11 protein-coding genes are annotated in these 14,984 nt (G+C 67.4%); 6 read left to right on the forward strand and 5 right to left on the reverse strand.

Annotation, left to right across the window (positions count from 1 at the left end):
• Positions 1-48 precede the first annotated feature (48 nt).
• Genes nuoL through nuoN form a run of 3 tightly spaced genes read left to right on the forward strand, consistent with a single transcriptional unit; the run spans position 49 to position 5,056 of the window.
• Positions 49-1,944, forward strand: coding sequence for an NADH-quinone oxidoreductase subunit L (gene nuoL / locus FG385_RS04860; RefSeq protein ID WP_139095372.1), 1,896 nt, complete (start codon positions 49-51; stop codon positions 1,942-1,944).
• The gene (locus FG385_RS04865) at positions 1,941-3,491 is read left to right on the forward strand and encodes an NADH-quinone oxidoreductase subunit M (RefSeq protein WP_139095373.1); all 1,551 of its coding nucleotides are present in this window, start codon (positions 1,941-1,943) and stop codon (positions 3,489-3,491) included. The genes nuoL and FG385_RS04865 overlap by 4 nt, the downstream gene beginning before the upstream one ends.
• Positions 3,492-3,493: 2 nt before the next feature.
• Positions 3,494-5,056, forward strand: coding sequence for an NADH-quinone oxidoreductase subunit NuoN (nuoN, locus tag FG385_RS04870; protein ID WP_139095374.1), 1,563 nt, complete (start codon positions 3,494-3,496; stop codon positions 5,054-5,056).
• Positions 5,057-5,124: 68 nt separating this feature from the next.
• On the opposite strand, the gene FG385_RS04875 is transcribed toward nuoN, so the two are convergent.
• Complete coding sequence (locus FG385_RS04875) at positions 5,125-5,343, reverse strand: hypothetical protein (RefSeq protein WP_139095375.1); 219 nt, start codon at positions 5,341-5,343, stop codon at positions 5,125-5,127.
• A 203-nt stretch (positions 5,344-5,546) separates the two neighbouring features.
• Between FG385_RS04875 and FG385_RS04880 the strand changes: the two genes are divergently transcribed.
• Entirely contained in the window at positions 5,547-6,854 is a 1,308-nt protein-coding gene (locus FG385_RS04880; protein WP_139095376.1) for an HNH endonuclease signature motif containing protein, read from the forward strand.
• A gap of 16 nt (positions 6,855-6,870) precedes the next feature.
• Here FG385_RS04880 and FG385_RS04885 read toward each other — a convergent pair whose 3' ends face one another.
• Complete coding sequence (locus FG385_RS04885; RefSeq protein WP_200834314.1) at positions 6,871-8,736, reverse strand: MDR family MFS transporter; 1,866 nt, start codon at positions 8,734-8,736, stop codon at positions 6,871-6,873.
• Positions 8,737-8,948: 212 nt separating this feature from the next.
• Here FG385_RS04885 and FG385_RS04890 point away from each other — a divergent pair, with 212 nt between their 5' ends.
• Complete coding sequence (locus FG385_RS04890) at positions 8,949-9,968, forward strand: polyprenyl synthetase family protein (protein ID WP_139095378.1); 1,020 nt, start codon at positions 8,949-8,951, stop codon at positions 9,966-9,968.
• 84 nt (positions 9,969-10,052) lie between these two features.
• Entirely contained in the window at positions 10,053-11,102 is a 1,050-nt protein-coding gene (locus FG385_RS33775; RefSeq protein WP_160148729.1) for a sunset domain-containing protein, read from the forward strand.
• A 1-nt stretch (position 11,103) separates the two neighbouring features.
• Here FG385_RS33775 and FG385_RS04905 read toward each other — a convergent pair whose 3' ends face one another.
• The 3 genes from FG385_RS04905 to FG385_RS04915 all read right to left on the reverse strand — a co-directional run bounded on the left by FG385_RS04905 (position 11,104) and on the right by FG385_RS04915 (position 14,927).
• Positions 11,104-12,168 carry a 2-oxoacid:ferredoxin oxidoreductase subunit beta gene (locus FG385_RS04905; protein WP_139095380.1) on the reverse strand — a complete coding sequence of 355 codons (1,065 nt, stop codon included), beginning with the start codon at positions 12,166-12,168 and terminating at the stop codon, positions 11,104-11,106.
• On the reverse strand, positions 12,165-14,069 hold the full coding sequence (locus tag FG385_RS04910; RefSeq protein WP_139095381.1) for a 2-oxoacid:acceptor oxidoreductase subunit alpha: 1,905 nt from the start codon (positions 14,067-14,069) through the stop codon (positions 12,165-12,167). The genes FG385_RS04905 and FG385_RS04910 overlap by 4 nt, the downstream gene beginning before the upstream one ends.
• Before the next feature lie 411 nt (positions 14,070-14,480).
• Complete coding sequence (locus FG385_RS04915; RefSeq protein ID WP_139095382.1) at positions 14,481-14,927, reverse strand: Lrp/AsnC family transcriptional regulator; 447 nt, start codon at positions 14,925-14,927, stop codon at positions 14,481-14,483.
• Positions 14,928-14,984: the final 57 nt, after the last annotated feature.

Consider the following 14,984-nt stretch of genomic DNA (forward strand, 5'->3'; position numbering starts at 1 on the left):
CCACCGCCGCCCTCAACGGACGCGCTGCGCGCGGCAGAAAGGATCTAAGTGACTGCATCATCGTGGCTGCTGGTCGCGTTCCCAGCACTGGGCGCGCTGATCCTGCTGGCCGGAGGCAGGCGGACCGACCGCTGGGGGCACCTGCTCGGCTGTGCCACCGTCATCGCGTCCTTCGTGTACGGGCTGGTGCTGTTCATCGCCAGCGACGGCAAGCCGACCGACACGACGATCTATTCGTGGTTCCCGGTCGGCAACCTCTCGATCGACATCGGGTTCCGGATCGACGCGCTGTCCCTGGTCTTCGTGCTGCTGATCACCGGGGTCGGTTCGCTGATCCACATCTACTCGATCGGCTACATGGCCGAGGATCCGAATCGCCGGAAGTTCTTCGGGTACCTGAACCTGTTCGTCGCCTCGATGCTGATTCTGGTGCTGGGCAACAACTTCGTCAGCCTCTACCTCGGGTGGGAAGGCGTCGGCCTCGCTTCCTACCTGCTCATCGGGTGGTACACCGACCGGCCCTCGGCCGCGACCGCGGCGAAGAAGGCGTTCCTGATGAACCGGGTCGGCGACGTCGGCCTGGCGGTCGCGATCTTCCTGATGTTCAAGTACCTCGGCACGGTCACCTACGCCGGGGTGTTCGCGAACATCGGCCACGCCCCGCCGGGCGCGATCACGGCGATCGCGATCCTGCTGCTGCTCGGGGCCTGCGGCAAGTCCGGCCAGTTCCCGTTGCAGGCATGGCTTCCGGACGCGATGGAAGGCCCGACCCCGGTGTCGGCCCTCATCCACGCCGCGACGATGGTGACCGCCGGGGTCTACCTGGTGGCCCGGTCGAACCCGATCTTCAACGAGACCGAGACCGGGCGCCTGATCGTCACCCTCGTCGGCGCAGTCACGTTGCTGATCGGATCGATCATCGGTTGCGCCTACGACGACATCAAGAAGGTGCTCGCCTATTCGACGGTGAGCCAGATCGGCTACATGATGCTGGCCGTCGGGCTCGGGCCGTTCGGCTACGCGCTAGGCATCATGCACCTGCTGACGCACGGCTTCTTCAAGGCCGGGCTCTTCCTCGGCGCCGGTTCGATCATGCACGCCATGAACGACGAGGTAGACATGCGAAAGTTCGGCGGGCTGTACAAGCGAATGCCGATCACCTTCGCCACGTTCGGATTCGGTTATCTGGCCATCATCGGGTTCCCCTTCCTGTCTGGTTACTTCTCCAAGGATCCGATCATCGAGGCGGCGTTCGGCGAAGCCGGCTGGCGCGGGTGGGCATTCGGCCTTGCCGCCATGCTCGGTGCGGCGCTCACCGCCTTCTACATGACGCGGCTGGTGCTGATGACCTTCTTCGGCAAGGCCCGCTGGCAGGAGCTCAAGTCCAGCGACGGCCGGGAGTTCCACCCGCACGAGGCGCCCGCCGTGATGACCGTGCCGATGATCATCCTTGCGCTCGGCTCGATCGGCGCCGGCGCGTTCTTCTCGCTCGGCGACCGGCTCACCGGCTGGCTCACCCCTTCGCTCGGCGAACTGAGCGAAGCGGAGCACAGCGTCATCCCGCACGCGCTGATCCCGTGGCTGACAATCCTCCTTTCCGCACTCGGTGTGCTCGTGGCATGGCTCGTGGTCGGGCGGCGTGAGACTCCGGTCGAACGCCCGCAGAACGTGTCCGCCGTGGTCCGTGCGGCGCGCAAGGACCTGTACGGCAACGCGCTCAACGAAGGCCTCGTCGCGACGCCCGGGATGTGGCTGACCCGCTTCTCGGTCTACCTCGACAGCCGGGGCGTGGACGGTGCGGTCAACGGCCTGGCCGCCGCGCTCGGCGGCGGGTCCGGACGGCTCAGGCGCCTGCAGACCGGGTTCGTCCGCTCGTATGCACTTTCGATGCTGGCCGGTTCGTTCGTGCTGGTCCTGGCCCTGCTGTTGGTGAGGTTCTCATGACCTGGGTACTGGCGCTGATCCTGTTGCCGCTGGTCGGCGCGGTGGTGCTGACCGGCCTGCGGCGAAACGACCGTATGGCCACGGCCGTCGCACTGGCGTTCTCGATCGTCGAGTTCCTGCTCGTGATCCCGATGTGGGCGACCTACCACCCCAGCGGTGACCGGTTGCAGCAGACGACGTCGATGGACTGGATCCCGACCTTCGGCGTCCACATCTCCTTCGGCGTCGACGGCATCGCGCTGATCATGATCGCGGTGATCACGTTCCTGGTGCCGATCGTCATCGGTGTGCTGGGCCGTGCCGACAAGCTGCCCGAGGGGCGCAGCGCGGGCGGGTATCTCGCGCTGATCCTGGTGCAGCAGGCGCTGACGATCGCGGTGTTCGCGGCGACCGATGTGTTCCTGTTCTATGTGCTGTTCGAGATCATGCTGATCCCGATGTACTTCCTCATCGGCGGCTACGGCGGCGCGAACCGGCAGTACGCGGCGGTCAAGTTCTTCCTGTACTCCTTCCTCGGCGGGCTGATCATGCTCGCGTCGGCGATCGGCGCGTACTCGATCGCCGCCGACAAGCTGGGCAAGGGCACGTTCGACTGGGCCACGCTGGTCACGGTCGTCCGTGACGCGCCGACCGGCACGCAGATCTGGCTGTTCCTCGGCTTCTTCCTCGCGTTCGCGATCAAGGCGCCGCTGGTGCCGTTCCACACCTGGCTCCCGGACGCGGCCGGCGAGGCACCGATCGGCGTCGCGGTGCTGATCGTCGGCGTGCTGGACAAGGTCGGCACGTTCGGGCTCCTGCGCTACTGCCTGCCGATGTTCCCCGAGGCCAGCAAGACGCTCGCGCCGCTTGTGCTGGTTCTGGCCGTGCTCGGTGTGCTCTACGGCTCGATCCTCGCGGCGGGGCAGCAGGACATGAAGCGGTTCGTGGCCTACGTGTCCATCGCGCACTTCGGGTTCATCGCGATGGGCATCTTCGCCTTCACCCAGCAGGCCGCCGTCGGCTCGGCGACCTACATGCTCAACCACAGCCTCGCGACCGGAATGTTGATCGTGGTACTCGGCCTGGTCATCGCGCGTGGCGGGTCGACGCGGATCTCGGACTACGGCGGGATGTACAAGGTGACTCCTTTGCTGGGTGGCATGCTGCTCATCGCTGGTCTGTCCACTTTGTCCTTGCCGGGGACCAACTCCTTCGTCAGTGAGTTCCTGGTGCTGTTGGGTTCATTCAAAACCCAGCCGGTTTACGCGATCCTCGCGTCGGTCGGCATGGTGCTCGCCGCGGTCTACGTGCTGTGGCTCTACCAGCGCACGATGACCGGACCGGTCCGCGGCGACGCGCTCATGGGCGCGGGCGGCGGACCGGGTACCGCCATCGCGCCCGAGTTCGGCGCGAAGAAGACCATCCGCGATCTGGGCGCCGGCGAGCTCGCGCTCCTGGTGCCCATGGTCGTGCTGATCATCGGCCTCGGGTTCTATCCGAAACCCGTGCTCGACACGGTGGGACCGTCGGTGCAGGCCACGCTTTCGGCCGTGCAAGGAGGGCACTGAAAGTGATCCAGGTGCTGGCCCAGCAAGGGCAGATCACGACGCCGCAGATCGAGTACGCGGCGATCCTGCCGGTGCTGATCGTGCTCGCGGCGGGATGCGTCAGCGTGCTGTTCGAGGCGTTCCTGCCGCGGCATATGCGCTGGCCCGGGCAGGTCGTGCTGAGCTTGCTGGCACTCGTAGCCGCCGGGGTCTCGCTGGCGGTGTACGTCAGCGGCTCGCCCAAGGCGGGCCTGACCACGCTGGCGGGTGTGATCTCCGTCGACAAGCCTGCCCTGTTCCTGTGGGGCACCCTGCTCGCACTGGCGCTCGGCGCGGTGCTGCTCATCGCCGACCGTTCGGTTGAACCGGGCGGTGCCTTCGTGGCGCAGGCGTCGATCCGTCCGGGCACGTTCCAGGACCGTGCCCAGGTGGGATCGACGGGGATGCAGACCGAGGTCTTCCCGCTGACGCTGTTCGCCCTCGCCGGCATGATGACCTTCTGCGCGGCGAACGATCTGCTGACCATGTTCATCGCGCTCGAGGTGCTGAGCCTGCCGCTGTACCTCATGTGTGGCCTCGCTCGTCGTCGTCGCCTCCTTTCCCAGGAATCGGCTGTCAAGTACTTCCTGCTGGGTGCGTTCTCCTCGGCGTTCTTTCTCTACGGGCTCGCGCTGCTGTATGGCTACGCGAACTCGGTCAAGCTGGCCGACATCGCGAACGCCGCCGCCGGCTCCGACCGGTCGGACACCCTGTTGTTCGCCGGGATGGGCTTGCTCGTGGTAGGCCTGCTGTTCAAGGGCTCGGTCGGGCCGTTCCACACCTGGACGCCGGACGTCTACCAGGGCGCGCCGACTCCGGTGACCGCGTTCATGGCGGCGTGCACGAAGGTCGCCGCGTTCGGCGGGATCCTGCGCGTGCTCACCGTCGGGTTCGAGTCGACGAGCTGGGAATGGCGCGGGGTGCTCTGGGGGGTCGCGATCGTCTCGATGGCGATCGGCGCGATCCTCGGCCTCACCCAGACCGACGTGAAACGCATGATCGCCTACTCGTCGATCGCGCATGCCGGTTTCCTGCTCGTGGGCACGATCGCGATGACCGAGCAGGGCCTTTCAGGAACCTTGTTCTACCTCCTCGCTTACGGGTTCACCACGCTCGCCGCGTTCGGTGTGGTCTCGCTGGTCCGTGACTCGTCCGGTGAGGCGACGCACCTTTCGGCCTGGGCGGGCCTGGCGAAACGTTCGCCGATGCTGGCCGGCGTGTTCACGTTCCTCTTGCTCGCTCTGGCCGGGATCCCGTTGACCAGCGGATTCGTCGGGAAGTTCGTCGTGTTCTCGGCCGCGCTGCGGGACGGGATGGCTCCACTGGTCGTGATCGCGCTGGTGTTCAGCGCCGTGGCGGCGTTCTTCTACCTGCGGGTGGTCGTGCTGATGTACTTCTCGCAGCCGGCCGCCGACGGTCCGACGGTGAGCGTGCCGGGCGCGTTCACGACGGCCGCGATCACGCTGGGCGTGCTCATCACGCTGCTGCTCGGCGTGGTGCCTTCGTTCGCGCTCGGCTGGGCAGGCTCGGGTACGTTCGCCTTCTGAACCGCGATGCCGACGTGTGTCCATTCCGGTGCCGCAGTATGGGCCCGTTGGCATGGGCGGTAAGGGGATCAGGGACCGCCGGGCTCGGGCGCGGACGCACTGAGGAGGCTGATGACGTCGTCGTACGAGCAGGAGTGCCGATGCATCGGCAGCTCGTCACAGCGGCATTCCTTGTGCACGAACGATTCAGCGAGATGACGCGCCGTCGCGGCGTGTCGTCCGTCGTCGACTCCGAGGTGGGCGAGACGGTTCTGCGCGCTGTCTCCCAGTGTGGTCTGCTTGGTCATCGTGCTGTCCCTTCGTTCTCGGAAGCGTGGTGGGCACAGCTCGATCATGCCTGCGATGGGAGGGTCGTGGGGAATGGAATCGAATTCTGTGGATAACTGGGGGCGATGTGGATAACCTCGGGCCGCGGGCTCGAAATGCACGAATGTTCCGTCCATTCCTTCCCGGGCTCGAACGTGCACACGAATTTCGGTAGGTTGAGTATGTGATCGACGAACCCGCGTTGTGGCAGCTTTCCGAGCAGGACGTGGCTGCCGTCGTGCGTGCGCGAACGGCGGCGGTGCATCGGGCGTATGCCGAGATGCTGGATGCCGTGGGTGTCTTTGACGACCGGAACATCGCGGCCGGTTTCGGTTATCGTGACACCGCGAGCTGGCTGAGTATTGAGTTGCGGTTGTCGCGGCGCGAGGCGAAAACAGTGGTATCCCATGCGGAGTCCGCGACACCTACCACGACCCCGCTCGGTGAGCGGCACGACGCCGAACTTGGGCTGGCGGCCGCCGCGCTGCGGGCGGGAGAGATCTCACGTGAACACTACGACGTGATTCACGGAACCTTCGCCGAATGCCCGGACTCGGAAACCGCACAGGCCCGCGCGTCGGCTCAAGACACCATGGTGACGGCCGCACGTCAGCTACGGCCTGACCAGTTGCGGCGGCTGTCCACCCGCATCCTGGCCTACTGGCGCGAGACACAGCCCCCGGAACCCGCGGCCGACCGCGGCACGTGCAACCGCTTCGAATACCGCTATGACAAGCAGGGCTGGCTACGGTTCTGCGGGCACCTTGATCCCGAGACGGCGGCGACACTCGACGGGTTGTTCGGTCCGCTGGCCAAACCATGCCCGAATCCGGATGGTAGCCCCGATGAGCGCGACACCGCCGAACGCCGCGGGGATGCGCTGGCAGAGATCATCGCGCTCGCGGCGCGGGTGGATGATCTGTCGGTGCAAGGCGGGGAGCGAGCCCTGATGATGGTCACCGTCACTCTCGATGACGTCCGTGACCAACTCCGCAACGCGCTGCTGGACGTGCCAGGCTGCCACGCCCCCGACGATCTCCGGCGGCTGGCGTGCGAGGTGGCGATCCTGCCCGCGATGTTCTCCGCCCGCGGGGAACCGCTCTATCTCGGCCGCACCCAACGACTGGCCTCCCGTGCGCAGCGACGAGTCCTGGCACATCGAGATTCGGGGTGCGTGTTTCCCGGCTGCAGCCGCGGGCCCCGCTGGTGTGTCGCGCACCACCTCCGCCACTGGTCAGCGGGTGGCGCAACAGATATCAGCAACATGGCGCTGCTATGCGCCGCCCACCACAAGATCATCCATACCACCGAGTGGGAAATCCGGCTCACCGGCGGGCTCGCCGAGGTCCTGCCACCAACCCGGATGGATCCTGACCGAAGACCCATCCGCAATCTCGCCCACACCCTCGGGCCACCGAGACCTCAAACAGCGACCAGAAGCCGAGCGCCCTCGCGCATCCCCGGCGAGAGCCCCTGGGCAGAAGCCAGCTGATGCTTCGCCCTCGGACTCAGTGAGTGAGCGCGGTGGCGTCGCCCGCGTGGCGGCCCGTGGAGAGAGCCTGGCTGTTGCTGATCAGTTCGGCCGCGATTTCGTCCACGCACGCGGTGAAATCCCGGTCCTTCGATTCCTCCCAGTCGGCCAGGGAATCCAGCAGCCACACGCGCCAGGCACCGATCAGGCGCGTGAAGGTATCCGTCCCGAGGCCGGTGAAACGGTAGTGGCCATCGGCTTCGGTGAGGTAGCCGCCATCGACCAGGTCCGAGGCGGTGGGCTCGAAAATGCCGGCCGGAACCGACGTCTGTGCCGCAAGCTCGTGCAGGGTCGCGTCCCCGTCATCGACGCTGTTCCGATAGACCTGCACGAGCAGCCAGCCCTGCGCGTACGTCAGCGGCACTCCGGAGCGAGCGAGGATCGCGGGTCCCGGGTCGCCCTTGCGCTGCCGCCATATGCTTGCCACCACTTTTTCCAGCTCCCGACGGGAATCGCCTGAGCCCGGCTCCGAGAATCCGCTGCTGCTCGAAGCCATGGCCTTCGTCGCATCGCGAAGGGGGACCTCGCGAAGGAACAGCGCGACCACGAACGAGAGGATCCCGATCGGTGCGGCGATCAGGAACATCGTCTGAATAGCGTCCACATAGGACGGCACAGTCGGCACCGCGGGCAGTCTGTTCGCGAAGATCGTGCCGAAGACGGCCACCCCGAAGGAACTTCCCAGCGTGCGCAGGAAGCTCACACCCGACGTGGCGACCCCGAGATCCTCGTAGGCGCTCGTGTTCTGCACGACGATGGTCGGCACCTGCATACAACAACCCAGCCCGAGTCCGAGCACGACCATGAACCCGGAGGTGGCCGGGAAACCGGTGTTCGCATCCAAAGTGGACAGCAGGAACAGGCCGAGTGCCATGATCAGCGACCCCACCACCGGGAAGATCTTGTACCGCCCGGTGCGGCTGATCACGTTGCCGCTGATCAGCGCCGTCGCCATCAGGCCGACCACGAGCGGCAGCATGCGCAGCCCCGATTCGGTCGCGCTCGCGCCCTGCACCCGCTGCAGATACGTGGGCAGGTAGGTGATCCCGCCGAGCATCGCGAAGCCCACCACGAAACTCAGCACGCTCGCCACCGTGAACACCCGGTCCGCGAACAGCCGCATCGGCAGCATCGGCTCTTCGGCGCGCCGCTCGACCAGCACGAACAGCACCAGCAGCACGATCGAACCGGTCGCCATCCCGATGATCGTCGGCGAACCCCACGGGTACTCGGTGCCGCCCCAGCTCGTGACCAGCGTCAGCCCGGTGGACGCGAGCGCGATGAGCAGGATGCCCAGGTAGTCGATCCGTGGCCGCGCATCGCTCTTGACCGACGGCAGCGCGGCGATCGCGACGAGCACGACGACCACGCCCAGCGGGATGTTCACGTAGAACGCCCACCGCCAGCTCAGCTGGTCGACGAACAACCCGCCGAGCAACGGCCCGACGACCGTCGCGACCCCGAACATCGCCCCGATCGCGCCCTGGTACTTGCCGCGTTCACGCAACGGCACGACGTCGGCGATCACCGCCGAGGACGTGACCATCAGCCCACCGGCGCCGAGCCCCTGCACGGCGCGGAACGCGATCAGGCAGGCCATCGAGCCGGCCCAGCCGGAGAAGAACGACCCGATCAGGAACAGCACGACGCTCGCCAGGAACGCCTTCTTGCGGCCGAACAGGTCACCGAACTTCCCGATCAGCGCGGTCATGATCGTCTCGGCGAGCAGGTACGCCGTCACGACCCAGGACAGGTGGTTCGCTCCGCCGAGATCGGCGACGATCGTCGGAAGCGCGGTCGAGACGATGGTCTGGTCGAGCGCGGCCAGCAGCATGCCGAGCATGATCGCCGCGACGATGGTGTTCTGCCTGTTCCTGCTGGTCACAGGCGGTACGTTAATCTCGCACCGGGTGCACTGGCCGGTTCCTCGCCCGATGGTGGGTGCCGGGTTGTCGTGTTCGTCACCCGGTGCCTTGCCCAGCGGCTCTCCAGGCCGTCCTGGCTTGCTATTACGCTGGTGAAGACCGGTGACGACGTGCGAGAAGGCAGGGGAACGTGTCGGTTCAGAGTGGCACCATCGAGGATCTGCGCGTGAGCGTGGGCCTGCGGATCGCCGATGAGCAACTGCTGCGCACGCTCGCCGCCGGGCTCGCCGATGTCGAGAACGTCTTGCGCGAGACAGCCCGCAGCGACGTGAAGGCCGTACACGAGGCCGCGTCTCACCTGGTCGAGGCGGGCGGCAAGCGTTTTCGTCCGATGTTCACGCTGCTCGCGGCCGAGTTCGGCAAGGGTAACCACGAGGGGGTCGTGACCGCCGCCGCCGCGGTCGAGCTGGTGCACCTGGCCACGCTGTACCACGACGACGTCATGGACGAGGCCACGATGCGCCGCGGGGCGGAGAGCGTGAACGCGCGCTGGGACAACACGGTCGCGATCCTGACCGGGGACTTCCTGTTCGCGCACGCCTCCCGCCTCGTCTCCTACCTCGGCACCGACGCGGCACGGATCATCGCCGAGACCTTCGGCGAACTGGTCACGGGCCAGATGCGGGAGACCGTCGGGCCGGCCGCCGACGAGGATCCGGTCGAGCACTACCTGAGTGTGGTCGCGCAGAAGACCGGTTCTCTCATCGCGACGTCGGGCCGGTTCGGGGGGATGGTGTCGGGCGCGGAGCCCGAGCACGTCGAGGCGCTGACCCGGTTCGGCGACATCATCGGCACCGCGTTCCAGATCTCCGACGACATCATCGACATCGCGTCGCCCTCGCACGAGTCCGGCAAGACGCCGGGCACGGATCTGCGGGAGGGCGTGCGCACGCTGCCCATGCTGTTCGCGCTCGGCGATCCGGAGACCGACCCCAGGCTGCGGGAGCTCTTGACCGGGCCGATCGCCGAGGACGAGCTGGTCGAAGAGGCCCTGGACCTCCTCCGTGCCTCGACCGGCCTGGGCCGCGCCATGGACACACTGTCGGACTACGCTCGTCGGGCGAGGGTGGAGTTGTCCGCGTTGCCCGCTTCGGCCGCGCGCGACGCGTGCGAGTCGGTCGCGGACTACCTGGTCGCCCGGACCCGCTGATCTGACTCCGCCGCGTCATGACCGCGCCGCTCTCCTGTCACTGACAGTGGTAAGTGGTGCGGTGGAAACGAAAGGACAGCTCGGATGTCCATCTTCGGGCAGGTGTGGCTGTGGAGTATCGCGGCCTTTCTGGTCGGCGTACTGCTGACCTGGGTGCTGCTCGTCCGGCCGGCCCAGGCCAGAAGCCGTGCTCTCGAGCGGCGGCTCCAGGCGGCGCAGGCCGCCGCGTCGGAACGTCAGTCCATGAACGCCGCGGCGGCGCGCGCCCTCGAACCCGAGCCGGTGCCCCGCGCCCCCGAACCGGAGCCTGCTCCGGTCACCGAATATGTACAGCCCGTCACCTCCGAGCCCGAGCCCGAGCCGGAGCCGAGTTGGCAGGAGAGCGGCAGCGCGGGCGAGTGGGAGCCCGAGCCCGAGCCCGAGCCCGTAGACGAGCCGGAAGCCGAGAAGACGTCGATCTTCAGGTCGTTCCAGGCGGAGCCGGAGCCCGGCTCGCTGTTCGGCGCCGAGACCGACGCCGAGCGCCGTGGCGCCCTGTTCGTGTCGGAACCGGAGCCCAAACACGCGTCGCTGTTCGATCCCGATGCCGAGCCGGAGCAGAGCTACGGCTCGCACGCCGCGGTCGATAAGGAGCCGCCCGCGTACGCGTTCGGCGGCGGCGAGCCCGAGTCGGCCGTGGACGCGGAGAAGGCTGCTGAGTCGACCGCGATCCTGCCCAAGCGCCAGCCGCGTGCCACCCCGCCCAGCAGTTTCGAGCCCCCGCAACCTTCGATGCGGTCGATCGAGCGCCGGGAGCCGGTTTCGGACGAAGGGGGGCACAGCGGTTCGCTGTTCGAACCCGCCGTTCGCCCGAATTCCGAAGGCGCGCACGCCGCTCCCGAACCCGCGCCCACTCCGCCGCCCGCGCGTATGCACACGCCGGGCGGCGCCATCCCGCCCGGGCCGTTCGGCCCCGGTTCGGCGATGCCGCGGCCCGGCGGCGGGCGCCCGTCGGACGACTACACCGTCAAAGCGAGTGTGACCGCACTGCGTTACTGCACCGAGGATTCCACCCAGTTCGGCCGGATGATCGCCGAGGTCTGGTTCCGCTCGATCGCCGACGCCGAGCGGGTGGGCTTCCGGCCGCTGTCCTGAGTCAGGCGACCGTCCAGGCGTCCTTGCCGGTCAGCAGGGCCTGCAGGTTCGCGGGCTTGGCCGACCGGGCGTCCTCGACCTGTGTGCGGGCGAGGTCGTCGTAGGTCGGGCGGGTGATCTGGCGGAAGACGCCGGTCGGGGTGTGGTTGAGGTTCTGGTCGCCGAGGCGGCTCAACGCGAAGGCGTAGGCCGTGTCGGTGATCGTCGGATCGTGGACGACCAGGTTGTCCTCGCCGATTTCGGAGACCTTGCCGATCTCGAAACCGCCCCAGCCGGTGGTGGTGACGCCGTACTCGCCTTCGGGGCCGAAGCGGATCGGCTCGCCCGCACGAAGCGGGATGAGCCGCTCGGCGGCTTCGTCGGCGTCCTTGAGCACGTCGAAGGCGCCGTCGTTGAAGATCGGGCAGTTCTGGTAGATCTCCACGACCGCGGAGCCGCGGTGCTGCGCTGCCGCGGTCAGGACCTCGGTGAGCCCGGCCTTGTCGGAGTCCAGCGCGCGGGCGACGAAGGTGGCTTCGGCGCCCAGAGCGAGCGAGATGGGGTTGAACGGGGTGTCCACCGAACCCATCGGCGTGGACTTGGTGACCTTGCCGGGCTCGCTGGTGGGCGAGTACTGGCCCTTGGTGAGCCCGTAGATCCGGTTGTTGAACAGCAGGATCTTGAGGTTCACGTTGCGGCGCAGCGCGTGGATGAGGTGGTTACCGCCGATGGACAGCGCGTCACCGTCACCGGTCACGACCCACACGCTCAGATCCGGCCGGGTGGTGGCCAGGCCGGTGGCGATCGCGGGGGCACGGCCGTGGATCGAGTGCATCCCGTAGGTGTTGAGGTAGTAGGGGAACCGCGACGAGCAGCCGATGCCGGAGACGAAGACGATGTTCTCGCGCTTCAAGCCCAGTTTGGGCAGGAAGGACTGCACCGTGTTGAGCACGACGTAGTCGCCGCAGCCGGGACACCAGCGCACTTCCTGATCGGACTTGTAGTCCTTCGCCTTCTGGGTCTCCCCGGTGGCCGGGACGAGGTCCAGACCACTGAGCTGGGGGAGACCGAGATCCGTGGCGGTCATCGGGTCAGCGCTCCTTTGATGATGTCGGTGAAGACGTGCTGGAGTTCCTCGGCCTTGAACGGCAGGCCGGCGACCTTCGTATAGGAGTGGACGTCGACGAGGTACTTCGCACGCAGCAGCAGGGCTAGTTGCCCGAGGTTCATCTCGGGCACCACGACCTTGTCGTAGGCGGCCAGGACCGCCCCGAGGTTGGGCGGGAACGGGTTGAGGTGACGCAGATGTGCCTGCGCGATCGGCATTCCCTCGTTGCGCACGCGGCGGCAGGCGGCGCCGATCGGGCCGTAGGAGGAGCCCCAGCCCAGCGCCAGCACGCGGGCCTGACCGCCGCTGGGATCCTCGACGACGAGATCCGGGACCTTGATCCCGTCGATCTTGCGTTGCCGCAGCCGGACCATATGGTCGTGATTGTCCGGGTCGTAGGAGATGTTGCCCTTGCCGTCGGCCTTCTCCAGCCCGCCGATGCGATGTTGCAGATCGGGGGTGCCCGGGATCGCCCACTCGCGCGCCAGGGTTTCCGGGTCACGCACGTACGGCCAGAACTCGCCGGACCCGTCCGCCGCGTTCGGCTTCGAGGCGAACTGGACCCGCAGGTCCGGCAACGCGGACACGTCCGGGACCAGCCACGGTTCGGAGCCGTTGGCGTTCGCGCCGTCGGAGAGGATCAGCACCGGCGTGCGGTAGGTGAGCGCGATGCGGGTGGCCTCCAAGGCGGCGTCGAAGCAGTCGGCCGGGGACTGCGGCGCGACGATCGCCACGGGGGATTCGCTGTTACGCCCGAACATCGCCTGCAGCAGGTCCGCCTGCTCGGTCTTCGTCGGCAGGCCGGTCGAGGGGCCGCCGCGCTGCACGTCGATCACGATCAGCGGCAGTTCGAGCATCACGCCGAGCCCGATCGTCTCGGATTTCAGCGCGATCCCCGGCCCGGAGGTGGAGGTGACCCCCAGCGCGCCGCCGTAGGACGCGCCGAGCGCGGCGCCGACCCCGGCGATCTCATCCTCGGCCTGGAAGGTGAGCACGCCGAAGTTCTTGTGTTTGGACAACTCGTGCAGGATGTCCGAGGCCGGGGTGATCGGGTATGTGCCGAGCAGCACCGGCAGCCCGGCCTGCTGGCCCGCCGCGACGATGCCGTAGGCGAGCGCGGTGTTCCCGGTGATCTGCCGGTACGTGCCGGCCGGAAGCTTGGCGGGCGGCACCTCGAAGGTGGCGGCGAAGGATTCCGTGGTCTCGCCGTAGTTCCAGCCCGCGCGGAAGGCCAGGATGTTCGCCTCGGCGATCTCCGGCTTCTTCGCGAACTTCACGCGCAGGAACGATTCCGTGCCCTGGGTGGGCCGGTGGTACATCCACGACAGCAGCCCGAGCGCGAACATGTTCTTGCAGCGTTCGGCGTCCTTCTTGCCAAGGCCGGTATCCGCGAGCGCACCCTGCGTCAGCGTCGACATGGCCACCCGGTGCACGACATACCCCGACAGGGACTCGTCCTCGAGCGGGCTCGCGTCGTAGCCGACCTTGGTCAGGTTCCGCTTGGAGAACTCGTCGGTGTTGATGATCAGCGTGCCGCCGGACGGCAGATCGGCCAGGTTCGCCTTGAGCGCGGCCGGGTTCATCACCACCAGCACATCCGGGCGGTCACCAGGAGTCAGGATGTCGTAGTCGGCGAAGTGCACCTGGAACGACGAGACACCGGGGATCGTGCCCTGTGGCGCGCGGATCTCCGCCGGGAAGTTCGGCAGCGTGGCCAGGTCGTTCCCGAACGCCGCCGCCTCCGAGGTGAACCTGTCGCCGGTCAACTGCATTCCGTCACCGGAGTCGCCCGCGAACCGGATGACCACCCGGTCCAGCTTGGAGATCTCGGTCTGCCGGGTCGCCGACAACGCGCCACTGCCATTGGCACTCGTGCTCATAGGTCAGGGAATCCCTCTCTCCCGACTCGCCGTGTCCGCGACGTCCTTCGCCGGGCGCACTGGCCACCGATACCTCTACCTTACTTTGCGTTTTTGGTGGCCGTCTCGGGGTGTGACTCGCCTTACCTGCTACTGAGGGTAATAGTCACTTTCTGCTGTTGATCGTGGCCAGGGCGGCGGTCAGGCGGCCGCGGAATCGGGGCGATGCCAGCGACCTCACCTGGGGTCGAGTTCAGTGTTCACCCAACCGGAGCGCGCGGTAAGAGGCAAGGTCAGCCGCGTGGCGCGGGTTGTCGCGAGAGCCGGGCGGCCTGGCGCACCAGCGCTGGGGTGGCGATTTCCAGTCAGGTGTCAGGTCACTCTGCGTAAGTACCATTGAAGGTCCACATCATGGGACGGATGGGAGCAAGGTCAGCTTTCCGGCACCGGCGGGCGCTCCAGGAGCCTCGACAGGACGACGGTGGACACGGTCCGGTCGACGATCTCCAGCCCGCGAAGCCGTTCGAGTGCCGTCTCGAGTTGGTGGATGTCCGCCGCGCGCAGGTGCACGATCGCGTCCGCCGCACCGGTCACGGTGTACGCGGCGACGACCTCCGGCAGCGGTTCGAGCCGGCTGCGGATGCGTGCCGGCGAAACGTTGCCGCGGCAGTGCACCTCGACGAACGCTTCCGTGCCCCAGCCGAGCGCCTCCGGATCGACGACCGCGGTGAAGCCGCGCAGGACCCCGTTGCCGAGCAAGCGGTCGACCCGCCGTTTCACCGCCGGCGCGGACAGGCCGACCACCTTGCCGATCTCGGCGTAGCTGGACCGCGCATTGGCCACCAGGCAAGAAACGATTCGCTGATCCAACGGGTTCACACGCAATGTTTAGCAGGTACGAGCGCAAGAAGCTGCGATTGATCGATGCTGAATCGA

This window comes from Amycolatopsis alkalitolerans (genome assembly GCF_006152065.1).
GTDB lineage: Bacteria > Actinomycetota > Actinomycetes > Mycobacteriales > Pseudonocardiaceae > Amycolatopsis_E > Amycolatopsis_E alkalitolerans.

Coding starts and splice junctions, on each gene's coding strand:
- FG385_RS04865 (WP_139095373.1), top strand. CDS start 1,941: ATGACCTGGGTACTGGCGCTGATCCTGTTGCCGCTGGTCGGCGCGGTG.
- FG385_RS04875 (WP_139095375.1), bottom strand. CDS start 5,343: ATGACCAAGCAGACCACACTGGGAGACAGCGCGCAGAACCGTCTCGCC.
- FG385_RS04885 (WP_200834314.1), bottom strand. CDS start 8,736: ATGCTCGGCATGCTGCTGGCCGCGCTCGACCAGACCATCGTCTCGACC.
- FG385_RS33775 (WP_160148729.1), top strand. CDS start 10,053: ATGTCCATCTTCGGGCAGGTGTGGCTGTGGAGTATCGCGGCCTTTCTG.
- FG385_RS04905 (WP_139095380.1), bottom strand. CDS start 12,168: ATGACCGCCACGGATCTCGGTCTCCCCCAGCTCAGTGGTCTGGACCTC.
- FG385_RS04910 (WP_139095381.1), bottom strand. CDS start 14,069: ATGAGCACGAGTGCCAATGGCAGTGGCGCGTTGTCGGCGACCCGGCAG.